The 21,176-nt window shown below is 61.8% G+C and carries 18 protein-coding genes; 12 read left to right on the top strand and 6 right to left on the bottom strand.

Going from position 1 to position 21,176, the window contains the following annotated elements; all coding sequences use genetic code 11:
- Positions 1-7 precede the first annotated feature (7 nt).
- The 3 genes from ACR52_RS27840 to ACR52_RS27830 all read right to left on the bottom strand — a co-directional run bounded on the left by ACR52_RS27840 (position 8) and on the right by ACR52_RS27830 (position 3,162).
- The gene (locus tag ACR52_RS27840) at positions 8-1,045 is read right to left on the bottom strand and encodes a purine-nucleoside phosphorylase (RefSeq protein WP_048731476.1); all 1,038 of its coding nucleotides are present in this window, start codon (positions 1,043-1,045) and stop codon (positions 8-10) included.
- A 60-nt stretch (positions 1,046-1,105) separates the two neighbouring features.
- A complete protein-coding gene (locus tag ACR52_RS27835) occupies positions 1,106-2,068 on the bottom strand; it encodes a nucleoside-specific channel-forming protein Tsx (RefSeq protein ID WP_048731475.1) in 963 nt (320 codons plus the stop codon).
- Between the two features lie 155 nt (positions 2,069-2,223).
- Positions 2,224-3,162 carry an AraC family transcriptional regulator gene (locus tag ACR52_RS27830; RefSeq protein ID WP_048731474.1) on the bottom strand — a complete coding sequence of 313 codons (939 nt, stop codon included), beginning with the start codon at positions 3,160-3,162 and terminating at the stop codon, positions 2,224-2,226.
- 276 nt (positions 3,163-3,438) lie between these two features.
- On the opposite strand from ACR52_RS27830, the gene ACR52_RS27825 reads away from it, so the two are divergent.
- Positions 3,439-4,698: an ABC transporter substrate-binding protein gene (locus tag ACR52_RS27825; RefSeq protein WP_236692216.1), complete on the top strand. Its 1,260-nt coding sequence runs from the start codon at positions 3,439-3,441 to the stop codon at positions 4,696-4,698.
- An 18-nt stretch (positions 4,699-4,716) separates the two neighbouring features.
- Entirely contained in the window at positions 4,717-5,490 is a 774-nt protein-coding gene (locus ACR52_RS27820; protein WP_048731471.1) for an L-iditol 2-dehydrogenase, read from the top strand.
- 312 nt (positions 5,491-5,802) lie between these two features.
- Here the strand turns inward: ACR52_RS27820 and ACR52_RS27815 are convergent, their stop codons facing one another.
- A complete protein-coding gene (locus ACR52_RS27815) occupies positions 5,803-6,495 on the bottom strand; it encodes an NUDIX hydrolase (RefSeq protein WP_048731469.1) in 693 nt (230 codons plus the stop codon).
- Between the two features lie 146 nt (positions 6,496-6,641).
- Between ACR52_RS27815 and ACR52_RS27810 the strand changes: the two genes are divergently transcribed.
- Genes ACR52_RS27810 through nadE form a run of 3 tightly spaced genes read left to right on the top strand, consistent with a single transcriptional unit; the run spans position 6,642 to position 9,329 of the window.
- Entirely contained in the window at positions 6,642-7,289 is a 648-nt protein-coding gene (locus ACR52_RS27810) for a nicotinamidase (RefSeq protein ID WP_048731468.1), read from the top strand.
- Positions 7,290-7,300: 11 nt separating this feature from the next.
- Positions 7,301-8,518 carry a nicotinate phosphoribosyltransferase gene (gene pncB / locus ACR52_RS27805; RefSeq protein WP_048731467.1) on the top strand — a complete coding sequence of 406 codons (1,218 nt, stop codon included), beginning with the start codon at positions 7,301-7,303 and terminating at the stop codon, positions 8,516-8,518.
- A 1-nt stretch (position 8,519) separates the two neighbouring features.
- Positions 8,520-9,329 (top strand): ammonia-dependent NAD(+) synthetase, encoded by an 810-nt coding sequence (nadE, locus tag ACR52_RS27800; protein ID WP_048731465.1) that lies wholly within the window; start codon positions 8,520-8,522, stop codon positions 9,327-9,329.
- 82 nt (positions 9,330-9,411) lie between these two features.
- Here the strand turns inward: nadE and ACR52_RS27795 are convergent, their stop codons facing one another.
- The gene (locus ACR52_RS27795; protein WP_048731463.1) at positions 9,412-10,077 is read right to left on the bottom strand and encodes a response regulator; all 666 of its coding nucleotides are present in this window, start codon (positions 10,075-10,077) and stop codon (positions 9,412-9,414) included.
- Positions 10,052-13,480: an ATP-binding protein gene (locus tag ACR52_RS27790; RefSeq protein WP_048731461.1), complete on the bottom strand. Its 3,429-nt coding sequence runs from the start codon at positions 13,478-13,480 to the stop codon at positions 10,052-10,054. The genes ACR52_RS27795 and ACR52_RS27790 overlap by 26 nt, the downstream gene beginning before the upstream one ends.
- A gap of 328 nt (positions 13,481-13,808) precedes the next feature.
- On the opposite strand from ACR52_RS27790, the gene urtA reads away from it, so the two are divergent.
- The 7 genes from urtA (at position 13,809) to ACR52_RS27755 (ending at position 21,164) form a co-directional block, all read left to right on the top strand.
- On the top strand, positions 13,809-15,017 hold the full coding sequence (urtA, locus tag ACR52_RS27785; protein ID WP_048731459.1) for an urea ABC transporter substrate-binding protein: 1,209 nt from the start codon (positions 13,809-13,811) through the stop codon (positions 15,015-15,017).
- Positions 15,018-15,186: 169 nt separating this feature from the next.
- Positions 15,187-16,104 carry an urea ABC transporter permease subunit UrtB gene (urtB, locus tag ACR52_RS27780; protein ID WP_048731457.1) on the top strand — a complete coding sequence of 306 codons (918 nt, stop codon included), beginning with the start codon at positions 15,187-15,189 and terminating at the stop codon, positions 16,102-16,104.
- Positions 16,105-16,114: 10 nt separating this feature from the next.
- Entirely contained in the window at positions 16,115-17,275 is a 1,161-nt protein-coding gene (urtC, locus tag ACR52_RS27775; RefSeq protein WP_048731456.1) for an urea ABC transporter permease subunit UrtC, read from the top strand.
- Positions 17,272-18,030, top strand: a complete 759-nt coding sequence (urtD, locus tag ACR52_RS27770; RefSeq protein ID WP_048731454.1) for an urea ABC transporter ATP-binding protein UrtD — start codon at positions 17,272-17,274, stop codon at positions 18,028-18,030. The genes urtC and urtD overlap by 4 nt, the downstream gene beginning before the upstream one ends.
- 10 nt (positions 18,031-18,040) lie before the next feature.
- A complete protein-coding gene (urtE, locus tag ACR52_RS27765; RefSeq protein WP_048731452.1) occupies positions 18,041-18,730 on the top strand; it encodes an urea ABC transporter ATP-binding subunit UrtE in 690 nt (229 codons plus the stop codon).
- 92 nt (positions 18,731-18,822) lie between these two features.
- Entirely contained in the window at positions 18,823-19,413 is a 591-nt protein-coding gene (locus ACR52_RS27760) for an antibiotic biosynthesis monooxygenase (protein ID WP_048731450.1), read from the top strand.
- Entirely contained in the window at positions 19,410-21,164 is a 1,755-nt protein-coding gene (locus ACR52_RS27755; RefSeq protein ID WP_048731448.1) for an amidohydrolase, read from the top strand. The genes ACR52_RS27760 and ACR52_RS27755 overlap by 4 nt, the downstream gene beginning before the upstream one ends.
- Positions 21,165-21,176 lie beyond the last annotated feature (12 nt).

The following is a 21,176-nucleotide window of genomic DNA, read 5'->3' as shown; positions in this document are numbered from 1 at the left end:
ATCAACACTAGGCCTCTGGAACGCCTTTTTCCCACGCGGACCAGTTCTTCAGGATCGCCTGTACCAGCGGGTTGCCCGTGCGGTACAGGTTCTCCAGTGCCGGCACAAATCCACCCTGGTCGGCATACTTCAGCAGGTTATCCACCTCGCTGTAGCCAGGGTACGGGCGGTCGAAATCTGAACCTGCCCTTACGACGGCCAAGCGCTGGATGTCCACCAACCCCTCGCGGCTCGCCCGCAGCAGGGCTTCATAGGTGGAGTTGTCTTCCTGTTGCGTGGTGCAGTACTCGCCTTTGTTGTCGGTCAGCAACTTGGTCCACACCTCGGCGCGCTCGCTCAGGCGTGTGCCGGAGAACCAGGTGTTGCCCGCGAGCGTGTCGCAGCGAGTGACCTGCGGCGGCTGATTGGCCGGGGCGGCGGGGTAGTGTTTGCGCCAGGCGGCGGACTCCTTGCTTTCCGTCAGCTCAACCTTCTGCGACAAGGCAAACGCCCTGGCCTGCAGTTTCGGGTTCAGCTCAAATACTTCGGTCTTGTAGTCCAGCGGCGGCTTTTCGTTGGGCCCCTTGGTGTTGATGCCGATATAGCCGGTCGGCCAATCCTTGGGCGCATCTCGCGAATCCAGCTCCCATTGGGTGCCGAATTCCACCAGGTAATGCGCCCACGCGGCGGTGCCGATGGTGCCGTGCTTGGGGCTGATGCCGGCAATCCCGGCGATCAGGAAGTAGCTCTGGCGCAAGTCGAACTTGGGCGACAACGCCAGTGCCAGGGTCGACGCGGCGGCGTTGGTCTGGCCCATGCCCGTCACCAGCAGGCACACGTCCTGGGTGTTGCAGCGAATTACCGGGTATTCGGCAGACAGGCCCGGCACGCGCACCTCCTGCTTGAGTGCCAGGCGATCGATCCAGGTTTGCGCCTCGGGGGCGAACATGGTGATCAGCATCACCTTCGGTTTGATCGGTGCCGTTTGTGCCGCAACAACGCCGCAGCCCATAAAGGCCCCGACGGTCAAACTCAAGGCCATAGAAAGACGAGTGACTCTGCGCATAAAACCCCCTCACTTAATAAATGACGAACGGCTTCTAACTTGCCGCTTGAAGCGTGCAACTTAAAACTGATATCCCACCCCGGCGTAGTAACCCCAGCCATCTGAGCGGGCGCGGAAGTTGCCCTCGCCGAAATTCAACTCGCTGCCATCCTCCCAGTTGCCGCCGTTGTGAAAGTAGCGACCGACCAGGGTAAAGCGCAGATGGGTGAAGGAATACAACAACACATTGGTCGCCACCAGCGAGTTGGCGGTGCGCGCCGGGTTGTCCTTGTGCAGGCTTGATCCGAAATCGTAGTTGGTGAAGCCGATGTAGGTCAGCGAGGCGCCGTTGTCGAACTTGCCGATGGGTACGATGTACTTCATCTGCGCCCGGTAACCGTCCCACGAATATTCATTGCTGGCGCCGTAGTTTTCCCACTGGTAACGCCCGTAGAAGTTCGCCGAAAGGTTGACCCGCGAGTGCGTGTCGATGTCGGTGCCAAGGCCGCTGTACAGGGTGTTGGCGCGGTTCTCTTTATTGCTGCCGTGGTCGTATATCCAGTCAAAGGCCACATACCATTCCTTGAACGGCCCGATGGCCAAACTGCGGCCCGCCAGGTAGTCGATGGAGATGCGCGGCTCGTGCTCCATGAACACCGGCGAGCCATGGTCCCACACGCCTTTGTCATTGCTGTTACCGATGGTGAGGATCTTCGGCACGTCGATATAGCCATACAGCTCAAACGGCCCCTTGCGGCCGAAGTACTCGTATTCCAGGTAGACATCATCCTGCGGCTTGGGGCCGAAGCTGATGTCTTTGCTGCCGATCAGCGTCAGGTCCTGGTTGAACCAGTCCGACATATACACGCCTTTTTTCGTCGGGCTGGTTTCGGGGCTCTTGATTTTTGGGCTCAGGGTTTCGCCCTGTGCTGAGTCATCGACGGGTTTTTCCTGCGCCAAAATGGGGACACTGAGTACTCCCGTAACGGCCGCCAGTAGCAAGGAAACACCAAAGGAAGCAGGACGCCTTGAGGTGGGGTGCATTGAAAATCCCTATTCGTTCGCGGTTTAGACCCGATTCAGCGGGCAAGGGTGAACCTGGCTGACAAGTTCGTTCCGCAAACGTTTGCACAGGCTGTACCAACTTTGCTCAATGGCTTGAATGGCATGGAAAAAAGCAGAATTAGTCGACCTTTTGATCAGAAATGACTCGGTGTCATTTTTTCGATGCGATTGAACAGGTGCATCGCGGTTTCGCGCCGGTATTCGCTGGGCGTCTGGTTCATCTCGATCCGAAAGTGTCGGTTGAAGTTGGACAGATTGGCGTAGCCCACTTCAAAGCAGATATCCGCCACCGACATGTCGCTTTGCAGCAACAGTCGGCACGCGCGCTGCACGCGAAACTTGCGCATCAGGTCGATAAAACCGTGGCCGGTGTTGCGTTTGAAGAAGCGCGAGAAGCCCGGTTCGCTCATCTCCAACTGCTGGGCGATCACCGACAGGCGCACATCGCCGGTCAGCTCCGTCATCAGGTAGTCGAAGGCCTTGTTGATGCGCTCGGCGCTGCGCGCGTCGAGGGTGGGCGCGTAGCAGGGGCTGGCGAGGGCCTGGACGTGCCCTGGCGGGGCGTTTTTCAGCGTGTCGAGCAGTTGCAGGAACAGGATTAGCCGTTGCAGGCCGTGGGCGCTGCCGATGGCTTCCATTAACCCGGCCGCCTGCACCGCGGTCTCGTCGGTGAACTGCAGGCCGCGTCGGGCCAGTTCGAACAGTTGCTGCAAGTCACCGAGTTCCGGCAGGGTTTTGCGCAAGGCGAGGAGGGCGGCGCCGTCGAATTGCAGCACCACATCGCGCCCGGTCAGGTATTCGTCGGTGGCCAGTTCGCCGATCCAGTCGTGGGGCAGGTCCGGGCCGATCAGTGCGACATGCCCGGCACTGAACGCACCGATATAGTCGCCCGCCACCAACTTGCCGCTGCCCTGGCGGATCAGGTGGATTTCAAATTCCGGGTGGTGGTTCCAGCGCGCCAAGTCATAGGGATAGTCGTGTTCGAACCAGCGAAAGCAGTGCTCCGGTTCCGGCAGGATCACTTCGAGCTCGGCGGGGCGGTGTTCGAACAGGGTGGCGGGGTTGACGGGCATGGTGATGCCTCTTTTATTTGTGGAATCACCCCAAAATACGCGCCTCAGCGCTGTGAGCGCTACCCCCGCATTCGCCCGGCACTGATACTTTTTTGATCCTGGGTGCTCGGTTAAAAAAGTATCAGCCGAGCATTCGCCATTCGTTTGTGAGGCCCTTGCCAAGCTGCTGTAATCGGCCCTCTACAACAAAAACAACAGGTGGAAACCGCCATGCTCCAGACCTGCAAAGCCAAGCTTCCGCAAGCGCTGTTCCTGCTGTCCGGCCTGGCGCTGGCCATGCCCAGCTACGCCGTCGACACCGTCACCATCGCCACGGTCAACAACAGCGACATGATCCGCATGCAACGCCTGTCCAAGGTGTTCGAGCAGCAGCACCCGGACATCAAGCTCAACTGGGTGGTGCTCGAAGAAAACGTGCTGCGCCAGCGCCTCACCACCGATATCGCCACCCAGGGCGGGCAGTTCGACGTGCTCACCATCGGCACCTACGAAACCCCGCTGTGGGGCGCCAAGCACTGGCTGGAACCGCTGACCGAACTGCCGGCCGATTACGACGCCGACGATATCTTCCCCTCGGTGCGCCAGGGCCTGTCGGTGAACGACACGCTGTACGCCTTGCCGTTCTACGGCGAAAGCACCGTCACCTACTACCGCATCGATTTGTTCAAGCAAGCCGGCCTGAGCATGCCCGCGCACCCCACCTGGACCCAGCTCGGTGAGTTCGCCGCCAAGCTCACAGCTAAAGACCAAGGCCAGTACGGCATGTGCCTGCGCGGCAAGGCCGGCTGGGGCGAGAACATCGCGCTGCTGAGCACCATGGCCAACGCTTTCGGCGCGCGCTGGTTTGACGAGCAGTGGAAGCCGGAACTGACCAGCCCCGAGTGGACGGCGGCCGCCAACTTCTACGTCAACACCTTGAAGCAATACGGCCCGCCGGGTGTGTCGAGCAACGGCTTCAACGAGACGCTGGCGCTGTTCAACAGCGGCAAATGTGCGATCTGGGTCGACGCCAGCGTCGCCGGCTCGTTCACCACCGACAAAACCCAGAGCAAAGTCGCCGACAGCGTTGGCTTCGCCGCCGCTCCGACCGAAGTCACCGACAAGGGTTCTTCGTGGCTCTACGCCTGGTCCCTGGCGATCCCGGCCACGTCCAAGCACAAGGACGCCGCCAAGGCTTTCATCACCTGGGCGACGTCCAAGGACTACATCCAGCTGGTTGCCGATAAAGAAGGCATCACCAACGTACCGCCGGGCACCCGCCAATCCACCTACAACGAGGCGTACTTGAAGGCCGCGCCGTTTGCCCAAGTGACCCTGGAGATGATGAAGCACGCCGACCCCGCGCACCCCTCGGCCCAACCCGTGCCATATGTGGGCATCCAGTACGTGACCATTCCTGAATTCCAGGCCATCGGCACGTCTGTCGGCAAACTGTTCTCGGCGGCGCTGACCGGCGGCATGTCGGTTGACCAGGCGTTGCTCCAGGCCCAGTCCACCACCGAGCGCGAGATGAAACGCGCCGGCTATCCCAAATAACGTTGACGGACAAAACCCATGAAACGACTCGAAGGTAAAAGCGCGCTGATCACCGGATCGGCGCGCGGTATCGGCCGCGCCTTTGCCCAGGCTTACATCGCTGAAGGCGCGACCGTGGCCATCGCCGATATCAACCTGCAACGCGCCCAGGCGACCGCTGCTGAACTGGGCCCCCAGGCCTACGCGGTGGCGATGGACGTCACCGACCAGGCCTCCATAGACGGTGCGATTGCGGCTGTGGTGGCCGAGGCCGGCAAGCTGGACATCCTGATCAACAACGCCGCGTTGTTCGACCTGGCGCCCATCGTCGACATCACCCGCGACAGCTATGAGCGACTGTTCTCGATCAACGTCGCCGGCACGCTGTTCACCCTGCAGGCCGCAGCCCGGCAAATGATCAGCCAGGGCCATGGCGGCAAGATCATCAACATGGCCAGCCAGGCTGGGCGGCGTGGCGAGCCGCTGGTGGCGATCTACTGCGCGACCAAGGCAGCGGTGATCAGCCTCACGCAGTCGGCGGGGCTGAACCTGATCAAGCAGGGCATCAACGTCAACGCCATCGCCCCTGGCGTGGTGGACGGCGAGCATTGGGACGGGGTGGATGCGATGTTCGCCAGGCATGAAGGCCTGGCGCCGGGCGAGAAGAAGAAGCGGGTAGGCGCCGAGGTGCCGTTCGGGCGCATGGGCACGGCGGAGGATCTGACCGGAATGGCGATTTTCCTGGCCTCCAGGGACGCCGACTATGTGGTGGCGCAGACCTACAACGTCGATGGCGGCAACTGGATGAACTAAGTCGTCGCGATGGCGGGATCATTGTGGCGAGCCCGCTTATTGTGGCCAGCCTGCTTTTTTGTGGCGAGCGGGCTTTGTTGTGGCAAGCCTGATTTTTTGTGGTGAGCGAGCTTTTTGTGGCGAGCGGGCTTGCCCCGCGTTGGGCTGCGAAGCAGCCCTAACACCTGACACCGCGGTGTTTCAGGTACAAGCGTATCGCTTGAAATGGGGCCGCTCCGCGCCCCAACGCGGGGCAAGCCCGCTCGCCACAACAAGCCCGTTCGCCACAAAAAGCCTGCTCGCCACAAAGAGCTGGCTTCTACACCTTGAGGGTTAATCGGCAAAACTGCGGTCAAAGAAATATATCTCCCCAGGCTTCAGGTTCTCCACCGTCGCCTGGGGCCTGCCGCCCTCGCCATTTTTCTTGCGCCCCGTCTCGCGCAAATATCCTGCCTCGGTCAGCTTCAACAAACGCTGGCGAATACTGGTTTTCAACACCGGCCGCGCCAGCACCAGCGAGAAGATCGTCGTCGCTTCTGGCGCGCTGAATTCATTGCCCAAAAACATCAACGGCAAGCTGCTGTACAGCGACTTGGAGAACAGCCGTTCCTGCACGGCGGCCACGATGGTGTTGTGATCGAACGGCAACCTGATACTGCCATCGGCCACCGCGTTCAGCGAAAACCAGCCTTGATGCTCAGCCAGGCTTATCTCATCCGCCACGATTGCCAGGTAATAAGTGGATGACGACCAGCAACGCGGGTCGCGAAACGCATCGCCCACCGTGCCGACTTGCTCGCTCCAGGCCAGCTTCAGGCCGACCTTGTCACTGGCGCGCAACCGTTCCACGGCATCCTGGAGGCTCAGATCTTGCACGCCGCCATTCACCACCACGCCCGGCAGCGCCCAATGTCCGGCGAACGGCTCGGCTTCGCGTTTATTCAGCAGCAGCTTTAATTCCCCGGAGGTGCGGCAGTAGAACAGCACACACAGGTCGACGGTATGGAGGTAGGGGCTAATTGGCATGTGACGTCCTTCTGAACAGCAGTGGGGCACAGTCTAACGGATCGAACAGATATGTCATGTACCGACTCCAGCCGAGACAACCAAATGTTTCTTGCAATGAAAGTACATGACGTGTACTTTTACTTCCAAGCCACCGGAGAACCACCATGACCCTCTCGAAAACTGCCCTCGCTTCATTCGACGTCGACGCCCAGAAGAGTTTCACGCCGCTGTGCCCCAGCGAACTGCCAGTGGCCGGTGGCGACCAGATCGGCGCCGAACTCAACTACATGGCCAGCCTCGCCGGCCACCGCGTCGGCAGCAAAGACGCTCACACCCCGCACGCACCGTGGGTGGTCACGCAGCACAGCGACATGCTGCAGCCCACCGGCCTGGCCCACGCCGATGTGACCTGGGTCAGCCACTGCGTACCGGGCACCGAAGGCTTTACCTTGCTGGATGAATTGCCTACCCCGTATGACTACGACTACTTCATCTGGAAGGGCGTCGAACCCGACCTGCACCCCTACGGTGCCTGCTACCACGACCTGCACGACAAACTCTCCACGGGCGTGATCGAGTACCTCAAAGCCCAGGGCGTCACCCGTGTGATCGTCGGCGGCCTGGCCCTCGACTACTGCGTCAAGACCACCGCGTTGCAACTGCTCAAGGCTGGCCTGGAAGTGGTGCTGCACCTGCCGGCTTGCCGAGGCATTACCGAGGAGGGCGGCGTACAGGCCGTGAATGATTTGCTCAAGGCCGGTGCCGGCATCAGCCGCACCCGCGAAGAACTGGCCGCGATGGCCGCGCGTTAAGGAGACACACCATGGAAAGTGCCTACGACTATGAATCCCCGGTGATCCAGGGCTTGCTCGACACCGACTACTACACCTTCACCATGATGCAGGCGGTGCTGCACCAGCACCCCAACGTTGACGTCGAGTACAACTTCATCGTCCGCTCCAGGGAAAAACTCGGCCACCTGATCCCCCAGCTGCGCGATGAACTGGAAAAACTCGCCAGCCTGCAGATGCGCGAAGGCGAGCTGCGTTTTCTGTTCAACCCACGCTTTCGCGAATACCTCACCCCGGACTACGAGCGCTTTCTCGGCCTGTTCCGCTTCAACCTGCGCTATATCCACGTCAGTGAAGTCGACGGCCAACTGAACATCCGTGTGGTTGGCCCGATGCTGCACTGCATCATGTTTGAACAGCCGGTGCTGGCGTTGGTCAGCGAGCTGCGCAACCGCGACAAATACCCCGACGTCACCCTGGAAGACGTCACCCGCAAGCTCTACCAGAAGTTCGACTGGCTGGAGAAAAACCTCAGCCGCGACGAACTCGCCGACCTGCGCGTCTCCGACTTTTCGACCCGCCGGCGCCTGTCGTTCAAGGCCCAGCGCGAAGTGATCGATATCATGCGCCGCGATTTCCCCGGCCAGTTCATCGGCACCAGCAACGCGCACCTGGCCTACGAATTCGACCTGCCGCTGATTGGCACCATGGCCCACCAATGGCTGATGGTGCACCAGCAACTGGGCCGCCTGCGCGAAAGCCAGAACGCGGCCCTGGAGAATTGGGTACGTGAATACCGTGGCCGCTTGGGCATTGCCTTGACCGATTGCATCAGCACCGATTTTTTCCTCAAGGACTTCGACCTCTACTTCGCCAAGCTCTATGACGGCCTGCGCCAGGACTCCGGTGACCCGATTGCCTGGGCCGACAAAGTCCTGGCCCGCTACAAAGCCCTCGGCATCGACCCAATGACCAAGGACCTGATGTTCTCCGACGGCCTGAACTTCGAAAAATGCTTGCCGATCCTGCGCCACGTGCAGGGCAAGGCCAAGTTCGGTTTCGGCATGGGCACCAGCCTGGCCTGCGATGTGGAGGGCGTCGAGCCGCTGAGCATCGTGATGAAGCTGGTGCGGGTGCACGGCGAGCCGGTGGTGAAATTCTCGGATGACCCGATCAAGAACGTTTGCGAAGACGCCTCGTTTTTGCAGTACGCGGCGAAGGTATTCAATGTCGGCAGTGTGGAGGTGTGACATGCAAGAACGTATCGCGCAGGAACTGAATATCGACCGGCAACTGGTGAAGGGCGGTGAGGCCAGGGAAATCCAGCGGCGTATCGACTTCATCAAGACCACCTTGCGCCAGTCAGGCTGCAAGGCCCTGGTGCTGGGCATCAGCGGCGGCGTCGACTCCCTCACCGCCGGCCGCCTGTGCCAACGGGCGGTGGAGCAACTGCGCAATGAAAACTACGCCGCACGCTTCATCGCCATGCGCCTGCCGTACAAGACCCAGGCCGATGAAAACGATGCCCAGGCCTCCCTGGACTTTATCTCCCCGGACCACATCGACACCCTGAACATCGCCGCCAGTGTCGACGGCCTGATGGCGAGCCTGTCCGCCGCCGACGCCAGCGCCGCACAGGTCGACTTCATCAAAGGCAACGTCAAGGCCCGCACCCGCATGATCGCGCAGTACGCCGTGGCCAACCTGCACAACGGCCTGGTGGTCGGCACTGACCACGGCGCCGAAGCGCTGATGGGTTTCTTCACCAAATTCGGCGACGGCGCCTGCGACCTGGCGCCGCTCTCGGGCCTGACCAAAACCCAGGTGCGCCTGCTCGCCACCGCCCTCGGCGCACCGGCGAACCTGGTGCACAAGCCACCCACCGCAGACCTGGAAGAGCTGGCGCCCGGCAAGGCGGATGAGCAGGCGTATGGCTGCACCTATGCAGAGATCGACGCGTACCTGATGGGCGAGCGGGTGAGTGAGCGGGTCAGAGACATTGTGGAAAGCGCCTTCAGGAAAACAGCGCACAAACGCGCGCAGCCCATCACCCCCGCATGATCATGCCCACGCGCAGCAAAGGCATGCCGCCCTGGACGCTCTGCGTCACTATTTTGAGAACGATTGCTGCGCGTTGGAGCGATCAGATTGCAGCGAGTGCCACGGACGTCGCGGCTGTTCGGGTCTCCACTCCCAACTTCACATACACATGCTCCAAATGCTTGTTCACCGTCCTCGGGCTCAACCCCAGGATATCGCCGATATCTCGGTTGGTCTTGCCGCATGCCACCCAGCGCAGCACCTCAACCTCGCGCTCGGTCAGCTGAAACCTGGCCGTCAAAAGCCTCTGCGCCGGCTCATCCTCCAGGGTCAACACACTCGGCTGCGTCGCCGCCCGCGCCGACAGCAAAATCCGCGACGTGCGCAAATGTGCCGCCACCCGCGCCAGCACTTCATCGGTCTGGATCGGCTTGGTCACGTAATCGCTGCCGCCCACCTCAAACCCTTGCACCACATGCTTGCTGTCGGTCAGCCCGGTCATGAACACCACCGGGATATCCGCGCTGGCAGGCATCGCCTTGAGCCGGCGGCAGGTTTCGAAACCGTCCAGGCCGGGCATCATCGCGTCGAGCAAAATCAGGTCCGGGCGCCGGCGTTGCACGCGGTTCAGCGCGCTGAGGCCGTCGAGGGCCACCAGCACCATGTAGCCGGCGTCGTCGAGGGCGTCGGAGAGCATGGCCAGGTTGTCCGGGGTGTCGTCGACGATCAGCACCACGCCGGGTTCAGTGCTGCGGGTGAGTGCATTCATCTTCGGCCTCCTTGAGGGTTCGGTTGAGTTCATCCAGGCGAAAACCCTTGAGCAGCCCGCGTACCTTGGTGATGAAAAGTTCGGCATCGGGGCGGTGTTCAAGGATCGTATCGAGTTTTTCGTGCAGGCCGCGCACATAGCCGATGGCACTGAGTTCGGCGAGCGCGGCGAGGTCTTCCGCGCTGGGCAGCACGCTCGGTGGCGGCGGTGGTGTGAAGGTCTTGGTACGCCGTAGCCACTGCAGGTCGAGGTGCTGTTGCAGGCGCCCGAGCAGTTCCGGGGTGCGCACCGGCTTGGCCAGGTAGTCGTTGCAGGCGGCGGCGATGCTGCGCTCGCGGTCGTCGGTAAAGGCGTTGGCCGAGATCACGATAATCGGTGCGGTGGACAGCGCATTGCGCCGGATCAAGCGGCTGGTTTCCAGGCCGTCCAGGGTCGGCATCGACAGGTCCATCAGGATCAGGTCCGGCGCCAGCAGCGCCACTTGGCGAATCGCGTCCTGGCCGTTACTGGCTTGAATCACCTCAAAGCCCAATGGCGTGAGCATGCCGCTGAGCACCTTGCGATGGTCCACATGGTCGTCCACCACCAGGATGCGTCGGCGCTCGCCCTGGTAGCCGATGATGTCGTGCTCCACATGCACCACCGCCTGCGGTGCGCGTACCTGGGACAGGAACAGCCGCACCTGGAAGCACGTGCCCTTGTCCAGTTCGCTGGTGACACGCAACTCGCCGCCCATCAACGCCGTGAGCATGCGCGTGATGGTCAGCCCCAGGCCCACGCCCTTGTCCTGGCGCATCAGGTCGCCGCGCTCGAACGGCTGGAAAATCCGCTCGATCTGCCCCGGATCAATGCCGATGCCGGTGTCGATGATTTCAAAATTGGCGGTCTCGCGCATGTAGCTGACCCGCAGGCACACCTCGCCGCTGTCGGTGAAATTCACCGCATTGCCGAGCAGGTTGATCAGGATCTGCCGCACGCGCTTTTCATCGCCACGCACCACCGCCGGGATCTTGCCCACGCAGTCCAGGCGAAAGCGCAGGCCCTTGTCCTGTGCCTGGGGCGTGAACATCTGTTCCAGGTCGTGGATCAGTTCGGGGAAGGGGATTTCAGTGAGTTCCAGGCGTAGCTTGCCGGCCTCGATCTTGGCCACGTCGAGCAGGCCGTCGATCAGCGACAACAGGTGCGAGCCGCTGCGCAGGATGGTCGCCAGCGCGTCCTGATGCTGCTCGGGCATGGCGCTGTCACGCTGCAGAATCTGGGTAAAACCGAGGATGCTGTTCAGCGGTGTGCGCAGTTCGTGAGACAGCCCGGTGACGTAGCGGCTCTTGGCGGCATTCGCGGCTTCGGAGGCTTCCTTGGCCTGCTGCAGGGCCTGATCGGTGAGGCTGTGGGCGTCGATTTCGTGCATCAGCAGCAGGGTCTGGCGGTCGGATTCTTCCTGGGCGACGCGCCGACTTTCGCGGGTCAGCACCACCCACCAGGCGAGCACGGCGGCCAGTACCGAGAGGGTCAGGAAGGCCTTGAAGAACGCCTGGTACAAGGTCTCGGAGTGCGGCAACCCTTGGGCAGCCTGCACGTAGATCAAGGCCAGGGCGCCGGCGAGCAGCAGTTCCAGGACCAATAGCAGCCCCAGGTAATGCGCCAACCGCGTATGCAGGCGCGGCATCAACGTATTGGGCAACAGCGAGCGCAACACGGCCTCAAACTGGCTGACCAGCCGCGCGTGGGGTTTGCAGCGGTCGCCGCAGCGCGCATCCAGCGAACAACACAGCGAGCAGATCGGCGTGCTGTAGGCTGGACAGAACGCCATGTCGGCGGTTTCGAACGGGTTGCTGCACAGCCCGCAAACCGCGTGGGTCGCCGGCGCTATCGGGTGAATCAACTGTGGGTCGCTGGTACGCGCGATGTAGTACTTGCCCTTCGTCATCCAGGCCAACAGCGGCGCCATCACCAATGCCGTGCCCAGCGCGACGAAGGGCGGTGCGGCCTGGGCCAGGCTGCCAAACAGGCCGAAGTGGGCGAGGATCGACAGCAACGATGCGACCAGCATCGAGCCGACGCCCACCGGGTTGATGTCGTAGAGGTGCGCGCGCTTGAACTCGATGTGCTTGGGCGACAGCCCCAGCGGCTTGTTGATCACCAGGTCGGCGACCAGCGTGCCGATCCAGGCAATGGCGATGTTCGCGTAAAGCCCCAGCACCTGGTCGATCACATCGAACACGCCCAGCTCCATCAGCATCAGTGCGATGGCCACGTTGAACACCAGCCACACCACGCGCCCCGGGTGGCTGTGGGTCACGCGGGCGAAAAAATTCGACCAGGCCAGGGAGCCGGCGTAGGCGTTGGTCAGGTTGATCTTCATCTGCGAGATGAACACAAACAGCACCATGGCGCCGAGTGCCCATTCCGGGGAACTGAACACGTACCGGAAAGCGACCAGGTACATCTGGGTCGGCTCGGCGGCGCGTTCCATGGGAATTTCATGTTGCAGGGCGAGAAACGCCAGGAACGCCCCGGCGAACATTTTCAACGCGCCGGGGATGATCCAGCCGGGGCCTGCGCAGAGCAGAGCAGCCCACCAGCGTTTGCGGTTGGCGGCGGTTTTTTCCTGGAGAAAGCGCAGGTAGTCGACCTGCTCGCCGATTTGCGTCACCAGCGACAGCGCCACGGTGCACGCGGCGCAGAACGCCAACAGGTTGAACTCGCCGCCATCGCCGCTGCTCCCGACAAAGCTGGTCCAGTCGCTGAATGCGTCGGGGTTTTTCCACCAGACGAAACCGTAGGGCAGCACCAGCAGAAACAACCACAGCGGTTGCGTCCACAGTTGCAGGCGGCTGATCAGGGTTACACCGTAGGCCACCAGCGGGATCACCAGCAGCGAGCAGATCACATAGGCGAAGGCCAGCGGGATATGGAAATACAGCTCCAGGGCCAGCGCCATGATCGCCGCTTCCAGGGCGAAGAACAGAAAGGTGAAACTGGCGTAGATCAGCGAGGTGATGGTGGAACCGATATAGCCGAAGCCGGCGCCACGGGTCAGCAGGTCCATGTCCACGCCATAGCGGGCGGCGTAGTAGCTGATGGGCAGGCCGGTGAGAAAGATCACCAGGCTTATCGCGAGAATGGCCCAGAAGGTGTTGGTGAAGCCGTAACTCAAGGCCAACACACCGCCAATCGCCTCCAGCGCCAGGAACGACACCGCGCCCAGGGCCGTGTTGGCAATGCGCAGCTCCGACCATTTGCGAAAGGACTTGGGGGTGTAGCGCAGGGCGTAGTCTTCCATGGTCTCGTCGGCAACCCAGGTGTTGTAGTCGCGGCGGATCTTGACGATGCGCTGGGTGCCGGAAGGGGATTGCACGGTGGAAAACTCCTGGAAGGATGGGGCAACGCCAGCAATATTCATGCCCTGCTGCAAAACCGGTGTAGGAGCCGGCTTCCTGTGGTGAGCGAGGCTGTTGTGGCGAGCGGGCTTGCCCCGCGTTGGGCTGCGCAGCAGCCCCAAAACCAGACAATGAGATTTACCTGGAAAAATGCGGTGATCTTATTAGGGCTGCTCCGCAGCCCAACGCGGGGCAAGCCCGCTCGCCACAACAAGCCCGCTCGCCACAACTTGCTCGAAAAGGGTGCGCAGCGGCATACGTCAAATGACGTACACCGTTACGTCAGGCTGCGTATACCCGTGCTGGCCGGCTGCCGCCATGCTGACCCCCTCATTGCAGAGGAGTCGCCCCATGGAACCACGATTGATCCGCTCCAAACCGCTGTTGGCCTTGTCGTTATTGGCGGCCGCGCTGTTCAGCCAGGGCGTGCTGGCCGATAACGAAGGCCTGGCCGTGACCGCTACCGAAGTCACCGTCGGCCAGTTGCACTCGGCCACCGGCACCATGGCGATTTCCGAGACCGGTTCGATCCAGGCCGAACGCCTGGCGATCGAGCAAATCAACGCCTCGGGCGGGATTCTGGGACGGCAGATCAAGGTGGTGCAGGAAGACGGCGCGTCCGACTGGCCGACGTTCGCCGAAAAAGCCAAGAAGTTACTGGTCAACGACAAGGTTGCCGCCGTGTTCGGCTGCTGGACCTCCGCATCACGCAAAGCCGTGCTGCCTATCTTCGAGAAAGAAAACGGCCTGCTCTACTACCCGACCTTCTATGAAGGCCTGGAACAGTCGAAAAACGTGATCTACACCGGGCAGGAAGCCACCCAGCAGATCCTCGCCAGCCTCGACTGGATCGCCAAGACCAAAGGCGCCAAGACCTTCTACCTGGTCGGCTCAGACTACATCTGGCCGCGCACCTCAATGAAGATCGCGCGCAAGCACATTGAAAACGTATTGCACGGCACGGTGGTCGGCGAAGACTACTACCCGCTGGGCAACACCCAGTTCGGCTCGCTGATCAACAAGGTCAAGCTGAAAAAACCTGACGTGGTCTTCGCAGCGGTCGTGGGCGGCTCCAACGTGGCGTTCTACAAGCAACTCAACGCGGCGGGCGTGAACTCGTCCAAGCAGACCCTGCTGACCCTGTCGGTCACCGAAGACGAACTGCTCGGCATCGGCGGCGAAAACATGGCCGGTTTCTATGCCTCGATGAAGTATTTCCAGAGCCTGGACAACCCGAACAACAAAGCCTTCGTCGAAGCGTTCAAAGCCAAGTACGGCAAGGACGCCGTGATCGGCGACGTAACCCAGGCCGCCTACCTCGGGCCATGGTTGTGGAAAGCAGCGGTGGAGAAGGCCGGCAGTTTCGACGTGGATAAAGTCGTTGCCGCGTCCCCTGGCATCGAGCTGAAAACCGCACCGGAAGGCTATGTGAAGGTCCACGAGAACCACCACCTGTGGAGCAAGTCGCGCATCGGTGAAGTGCTGCCCAACGGCCAGTTCAAGGTGATCTACGAGTCGGATCTGATCGAGCCGAACCCGTTCCCCAAAGGCTACCAATAACCGTGTAGGCGCCGGCTTGTTGTGACGAGGGAGCTTGCTCCCGTTCGACAGCGTAGCTGGAGCCGGCTTTTTTGGGGCGCTTCGCACCCCAGCGCAAGCAAGCTTGCTCGCCACCACAAGCAGGCTCCTACGGGTTCGTTTTCAACCTGGCTCTCAGGAGACCATCATCATGGAATGGCTATCGGAATTTGGAGCCATCGCGGCGATGCAGGGGTTCAACGGCTTGTCCGTGTTCTGCGTGCTGTTGCTGATGGCATTGGGACTGGCGATCATTTTCGGCCAGATGGGCGTGATCAACATGGCCCACGGTGAGTTCCTGACCATCGGCGCCTACACCACCTACGTGTGTTCCAGCCTTACCGCGCACTTTGCGCCAAGCTTCCAACCCTATTACTTCTTCTTCGCCATCGCCCTGTCGTTCCTCGTCGCCGGTGCCGTCGGCTGGCTGGTGGAGTGGGCGATGATCAGCCGCTTGTACAAGCGCCCGCTGGATACGTTGCTGGCGACCTGGGGCTTGTCCCTGGTGATGCAGCAAACCTTCCGCTCGGTGTTCGGCGCCCGTGAAGTCAGCGCCGAACCCCCGGCCTGGCTGATGGGCTCGGTGAACTTCACCGACGCCATCGAGATCCCGCGCAACGGCCTGTTCATGATGGGCCTGACCCTGCTGCTGACCGCCACGATCTTCCTGATGCTCTACCGCTCGCGCTGGGGCTTGCAGGTGCGTGCCACCGTGCAGAACCGTCTGATGAGCCGCGCCGTCGGCATCAATACACGCAAGGTCGACCGCATGACCTTCGCCCTCGGCTGCGGCGTAGCCGGTGTGGCGGGCGCGGCGTTCACTACGATTGGCTCCACCGGGCCGACGGCGGGCTCGCAGTACATCGTCGACACCTTCCTGGTGGTGGTGTTCGGCGGCGCACAGAGCCTGTTCGGCACCATTGCCTCGGCGTTCCTGATCGCCCAGACGCAATCGCTGTCGGAGTTTTTCCTCAGTGGCTCGATGGCCAAGGTACTCACCTTGTCCTCGGTGATTCTGATCCTGATGCTGCGCCCGCAAGGGTTGTTCTCCATCAAAGTGCGCAAGTAGAGGCGAGCAGATGAAGGCTTTAGACAAGCTGCTGGGCGGCCAGCAAAACCTGATCGGCATCATGCTGCTGGCGGTGTTGATCCTTGTGGTCTTCCCGCTGACCCTGGATGCGTTTCGCCTGAACATGGTCGGCAAGTACCTGACCTACGCGTTCGTCGCCGTGGGCCTGGTGCTGTGCTGGGGTTATGGCGGCATTCTCAGCCTGGGGCAGGGCGTGTTTTTTGGCGTCGGCGGCTACTGCATGGCGATGTTCCTCAAGCTGGAGGCCTCGGACCCGCAGAGCACAAAAATCCAGTCCACTCCCGGCATCCCGGACTTTATGGACTGGAACCAGATCACCGAGTTGCCCTGGCTGTGGCAGCCGTTTCACAGTTTCACTTTTACCGTATTTGCGGTGATTGCGGTGCCGGTGCTGTTGGCATTCATCATCGGCATCGCGTTGTTCAAGCGGCGCGTGGGCGATGTGTATTTCTCCATCGTCACCCAGGCGATTGCGCTGATCCTCACCGTGCTGATCGTCGGCCAGCAAGGCCTCACCGGCGGCGTCAACGGCATCACCGACCTCAAGACCCTGCTCGGCTGGGACCTGCGCACCGACAGCGCGAAAATGATCCTGTACTTCATCAGCGCCGGGTTGCTGTTTGGCTGCATCTTTATCGGCCGGTTTATCCTCGCGTCCAAGCTCGGCCGGTTGCTCATGGCCATGCGCGACAAGGAAGAACGCGTGCGCTTTTCCGGGTATGACGTGGCCAGCTTCAAGATCTTCGTATTCTGCGTGGCGGCGGCGTTTTCGGCGATTGGCGGGGCGATGTTTGCCTTGCAGGTGGGCTTTATGTCGCCGTCCTTCGTCGGCATCGTGCCGTCAATCGAAATGGTGATCTTCGCGGCTGTGGGCGGGCGCATGTCGCTGCTCGGCGCGGTGTATGGCGCGCTGCTGGTGAACTACGGCAAGACCTACTTTTCCGAGTCCTTCCCCGAGTTGTGGCTGTACCTGATGGGCGGGCTGTTTATCGCCGTGGTCATGTATTTTCCCAACGGCCTGGCGGGCTTGTGGGACAGCCACGGGCGCCAGGCGCTGGCAAAATTGTTGCGGCGCAAACCCGCGCCGAAAGCCGAGATAGCGCCGGTCACACCAAAAGCTGAAACCAAGATCCTGGAGACACAACCATGACCGCCGTCGGCTTTGAAATGAAAAAACCGGTGCTGGCCATCGAAGGCCTCACCGTGTCGTTCGACGGCTTCAAGGCGGTCGACAACCTCAACCTGTATATCGACCGCAACGAAGTGCGCGTGGTGATCGGCCCCAACGGCGCCGGCAAGACCACGGTGCTCGACCTGATCTGCGGCAAGACCCGCGCCACCAGCGGCAGCATCCAGTTCGACGGGCAGGAACTGACCAAGATGCGCGAGTACAACATTGTGCGCGCGGGTGTCGGGCGTAAATTCCAGAACCCGTCGATCTACGAAAACCTCACGGTGTTCGAGAACCTCGAGATGTCCTACCCGGCGGGCCGCAAGGTGTGGGGCGCGCTGTTTTTCAAGCGCAGCGCCCAGGTGATTGCACGGGTGGAAGAGGTGGCGCGTGAGATTTTCCTCGGCGACTTGCTGCAACAACAGGCCGACCTGCTGTCCCACGGGCAAAAGCAGTGGCTGGAGATCGGCATGCTGCTGATGCAAGACCCCGAGCTGCTGATGCTCGACGAGCCGGTGGCGGGCATGAGCGTCAACGAGCGCGCGCAAACTGCCGAGCTGCTTAACCGCATCAGCCAGGGCCGTTCGGTGCTGGTGATCGAGCACGACATGGAATTCGTCAAAAGCATCGCGCATAAAGTCACGGTGCTGCATCAGGGCAAGGTGCTGGCCGAGGGCAGCATGGAGTCGGTGCAAAGCAATCCGAAAGTCATCGAAGTGTATTTGGGCCACTGAGGAGTCCGGCATGTTCAAGATCGACCAGTTGTCCTGCGGCTACGGGCAGAGCCAGATCCTCCACGACCTGGACCTGAACGTCGCCAAGCGCGAGATCGTCGCGGTGATGGGCCGCAATGGCATGGGCAAGACCACTCTGTTCAAGAGCCTGATGGGCATCCTGCCGCAGTGGAAAGGCCAGGTGAGCGTGGACGGGCACGATGTGTCGGCGCTGGAAACCCACGAGCGGGTCGAGCGGGGCATTGCCTATGTGCCCCAGGGCCGCATGATTTTTCCGAGCATGAGCGTGCTGGAAAATATCCAGACCGGCCTGCCGGCGTCGGCACGGGGCAAGGTGCCGGAGGATTTGTATGCGCTGTTCCCGGTGCTCTACGACATGCAGTCGCGCAAGGGCGGCAACCTGTCCGGCGGGCAGCAACAGCAATTGGCGATTGCCCGCGCGTTGGCGACCAACCCCAAGGTGTTGTTGCTCGATGAGCCGACCGAGGGCATCCAGCCGTCGATCATCAAGGACATTGCGCGCACGCTGAAGGAAATTCGCAACCTGCGCGACCTGACCATCGTGGTGTCGGAGCAGGTGCTGTCGTTCACCCTTGAAATTGCCGACCGTTTCCTGGTGATCGAGAAGGGCCGGTTCGTGATCGAGGAAACCCGCGACCGGGTGGACGAGGCCACTATCAGTCGGTACCTCTCGGTTTGAACGGGTCATAGACAGCACGTACATTCAATTTTCCCGACCCCGTTAGCACCACACTTCCTCCCATCGCTCAGCTTTCCCGGGGGGAAGACACCATGCACCCGACACCCAAGAACGGCCCCGACGAAGTCGTCACCCTGGTCGTCAAACACCTCATCAAAAAAGGCCTCGACGCCGACTACGAAGCGTGGCTGCGGCGCATCGTGCGCATTGCCGGCGAACGTCCCGGCCACCTTGGCGTCGACGTGGTACGCGGCAAGCAGGGCGGCCTGGCGCTGTTCACCTGCGTGTTGCGCTACCGCTCCACCGACGCGCTTGAGCAATGGCTCGACTCCCCTGAACGCAAAGACCTGATCGCCGAAGCCGCGCCGATGTTGGCCGACGGCGACAAGACCGAAATCGGCGGCGTCAACGAATTCTGGTTCGCGCCGCAGACGGACGACGCCGCCAAGCCGCCGCGCTGGAAGCAGGCGGTGGTGACCCTGTTTGTGATCCTGCCGCTGACCTTGCTGGTGCCCATCGTCTGGGGGCCGATCCTGGGCCTGCACCCGTTCCTGTCCAACTACGTGGTCGCCACCTTCCTGGTCACCGTGACCATTGTCGTGCTGGTGGTGTACCTGCTGATGCCGGCGGCCACCCGCCTGTTTGCTCCCTGGCTTGAAGCCTCTGTAAAGGAAACCCTATGAACGCCGATCTGATTCTGTTCAATGGCCAGTTCCACACCGTGGACCGCGAAAACCCGCGTGCTACCGCCGTCGCCATCCACCAGGGCCGCTTCGTTGCCGTCGGCACCGACGGTGAAGCCATGGCCCTGCGCGGCAGCGCTACGCAGGTCATCGACCTCAAGGGCCGCACCGTGATCCCCGGCCTCAACGACTCGCACCTGCACCTGATCCGTGGTGGGCTGAACTACAACCTCGAACTGCGCTGGGAAGGCGTGCCGTCCCTGGCCGATGCCTTGCGCATGCTCAAGGACCAGGCCGACCGCACCCCGACACCGCAATGGGTGCGCGTGGTCGGTGGCTGGAACGAATTCCAGTTCGCCGAAAAACGCATGCCCACCCTGGAAGAGCTCAACCAGGCCGCGCCGGACACCCCGGTGTTCGTGCTGCACCTGTACGACCGCGCCTTGCTCAACCCCACCGGCATGCTGGTGGCGCGGCCCAACGCGATGATCCTGTATTCGACCCTCGCCAAAGGTCCGAAACTGCCGCTGGAGTACCAGGTCAACTCGACCCGCCAGTTCATGCGTGAACTCAATCGCCTGGGCCTCACCAGCGCCATCGATGCCGGCGGCGGTTTCCAGAACTACCCCGATGACTACGCGGTGATCGAGCAGTTGGCCAAGGATGAACAGTTGACGGTGCGCATCGCCTACAACCTGTTCACCCAGAAGCCCAAGGAAGAACTCAGCGACTTCAAGCACTGGACCGGCAGCGTCACCCTGCACCAGGGCGACGACTACCTGCGCCACAACGGCGCCGGCGAAATGCTGGTGTTCTCGGCGGCCGACTTCGAAGACTTCCTCGAACCGCGTCCCGACCTGCCGCTGACCATGGAACAGGAACTGGAGCCGGTGGTCCGTCACCTCGTGGAGCAGCGCTGGCCGTTCCGCCTGCACGCCACCTATGACGAATCCATCTCGCGCATGCTTGACGTGTTCGAGAAGGTCAACCGCGACATCCCGTTCAATGGCTTGCCGTGGTTCTTCGACCATGCCGAGACCATCACCCCGAAAAACATCGAGCGCGTGCGGGCCCTCGGCGGCGGTATCGCGATCCAGGACCGCATGGCGTTCCAGGGCGAGTACTTCGTTGAGCGCTATGGCGCCAAGGCCGCCGAAGCCACGCCGCCGATCAAGCGCATGCTCGCCGAAGGCGTGCCGGTCGGCGCGGGTACCGATGCCACGCGGGTGTCGAGCTACAACCCATGGACTTCGCTGTACTGGATGGTCAGCGGCCGCACCGTCGGCGGTCTGGAACTGCACGCCGAAGGCCTGCCGCGCCTCACCGCGCTGGAACTGTTCACCCACGGCAGCGCCTGGTTCTCGTCGGAGCAGGGCAAGAAGGGCCAGATCAAGGTCGGCCAACTGGCGGACGTCGCCGCGTTGTCGGCGGACTTTTTCAGCGTCGATGAAGAAGCCATCAAGTGGATTGAATCGGTACTGACCGTGGTCGGCGGCAAGGTGGTGTACGGCGCCGGCGACTTCGAAGATTTCGCACCGCCGCGCGTGCCGGTGCTGCCGGACTGGTCGCCGGTGGTCAAGGTGCCGGGCCACTGGCGCCCGACTTCACCTTTGCAGGCTCAGGTTCACCAATGCAGCGGCCCGTGTGGCGTGCATTCCCACAGCCATGAGAAGGCGCGGCTGTCCAGCGCGCCGGTCAGCGACTTCCAGGGTTTCTGGGGCGCGTTTGGCTGCTCGTGCTTTGCCTTTTAACACACCCAAATC

Origin of the sequence: Pseudomonas fildesensis (assembly GCF_001050345.1) — a bacterium.
Lineage (GTDB): Bacteria > Pseudomonadota > Gammaproteobacteria > Pseudomonadales > Pseudomonadaceae > Aquipseudomonas > Aquipseudomonas fildesensis.
Note: the sequence above shows the minus strand (reverse complement) of the source record. Positions and strands in the feature narration are given on the sequence as shown.

What these genes read in the sequence shown, in the direction of transcription:
- ACR52_RS27840 (WP_048731476.1), bottom strand. Translation starts at nt 1,045, where the DNA reads ATGCGCAGAGTCACTCGTCTTTCTATGGCCTTGAGTTTGACCGTCGGG.
- ACR52_RS27835 (WP_048731475.1), bottom strand. Translation starts at nt 2,068, where the DNA reads ATGCACCCCACCTCAAGGCGTCCTGCTTCCTTTGGTGTTTCCTTGCTA.
- ACR52_RS27830 (WP_048731474.1), bottom strand. Translation starts at nt 3,162, where the DNA reads ATGCCCGTCAACCCCGCCACCCTGTTCGAACACCGCCCCGCCGAGCTC.
- ACR52_RS27825 (WP_236692216.1), top strand. Translation starts at nt 3,439, where the DNA reads ATGCCCAGCTACGCCGTCGACACCGTCACCATCGCCACGGTCAACAAC.
- ACR52_RS27820 (WP_048731471.1), top strand. Translation starts at nt 4,717, where the DNA reads ATGAAACGACTCGAAGGTAAAAGCGCGCTGATCACCGGATCGGCGCGC.
- ACR52_RS27815 (WP_048731469.1), bottom strand. Translation starts at nt 6,495, where the DNA reads ATGCCAATTAGCCCCTACCTCCATACCGTCGACCTGTGTGTGCTGTTC.
- ACR52_RS27810 (WP_048731468.1), top strand. Translation starts at nt 6,642, where the DNA reads ATGACCCTCTCGAAAACTGCCCTCGCTTCATTCGACGTCGACGCCCAG.
- pncB (WP_048731467.1), top strand. Translation starts at nt 7,301, where the DNA reads ATGGAAAGTGCCTACGACTATGAATCCCCGGTGATCCAGGGCTTGCTC.
- nadE (WP_048731465.1), top strand. Translation starts at nt 8,520, where the DNA reads ATGCAAGAACGTATCGCGCAGGAACTGAATATCGACCGGCAACTGGTG.
- ACR52_RS27795 (WP_048731463.1), bottom strand. Translation starts at nt 10,077, where the DNA reads ATGAATGCACTCACCCGCAGCACTGAACCCGGCGTGGTGCTGATCGTC.
- ACR52_RS27790 (WP_048731461.1), bottom strand. Translation starts at nt 13,480, where the DNA reads ATGAATATTGCTGGCGTTGCCCCATCCTTCCAGGAGTTTTCCACCGTG.
- urtA (WP_048731459.1), top strand. Translation starts at nt 13,809, where the DNA reads ATGGAACCACGATTGATCCGCTCCAAACCGCTGTTGGCCTTGTCGTTA.
- urtB (WP_048731457.1), top strand. Translation starts at nt 15,187, where the DNA reads ATGGAATGGCTATCGGAATTTGGAGCCATCGCGGCGATGCAGGGGTTC.
- urtC (WP_048731456.1), top strand. Translation starts at nt 16,115, where the DNA reads ATGAAGGCTTTAGACAAGCTGCTGGGCGGCCAGCAAAACCTGATCGGC.
- urtD (WP_048731454.1), top strand. Translation starts at nt 17,272, where the DNA reads ATGACCGCCGTCGGCTTTGAAATGAAAAAACCGGTGCTGGCCATCGAA.
- urtE (WP_048731452.1), top strand. Translation starts at nt 18,041, where the DNA reads ATGTTCAAGATCGACCAGTTGTCCTGCGGCTACGGGCAGAGCCAGATC.
- ACR52_RS27760 (WP_048731450.1), top strand. Translation starts at nt 18,823, where the DNA reads ATGCACCCGACACCCAAGAACGGCCCCGACGAAGTCGTCACCCTGGTC.
- ACR52_RS27755 (WP_048731448.1), top strand. Translation starts at nt 19,410, where the DNA reads ATGAACGCCGATCTGATTCTGTTCAATGGCCAGTTCCACACCGTGGAC.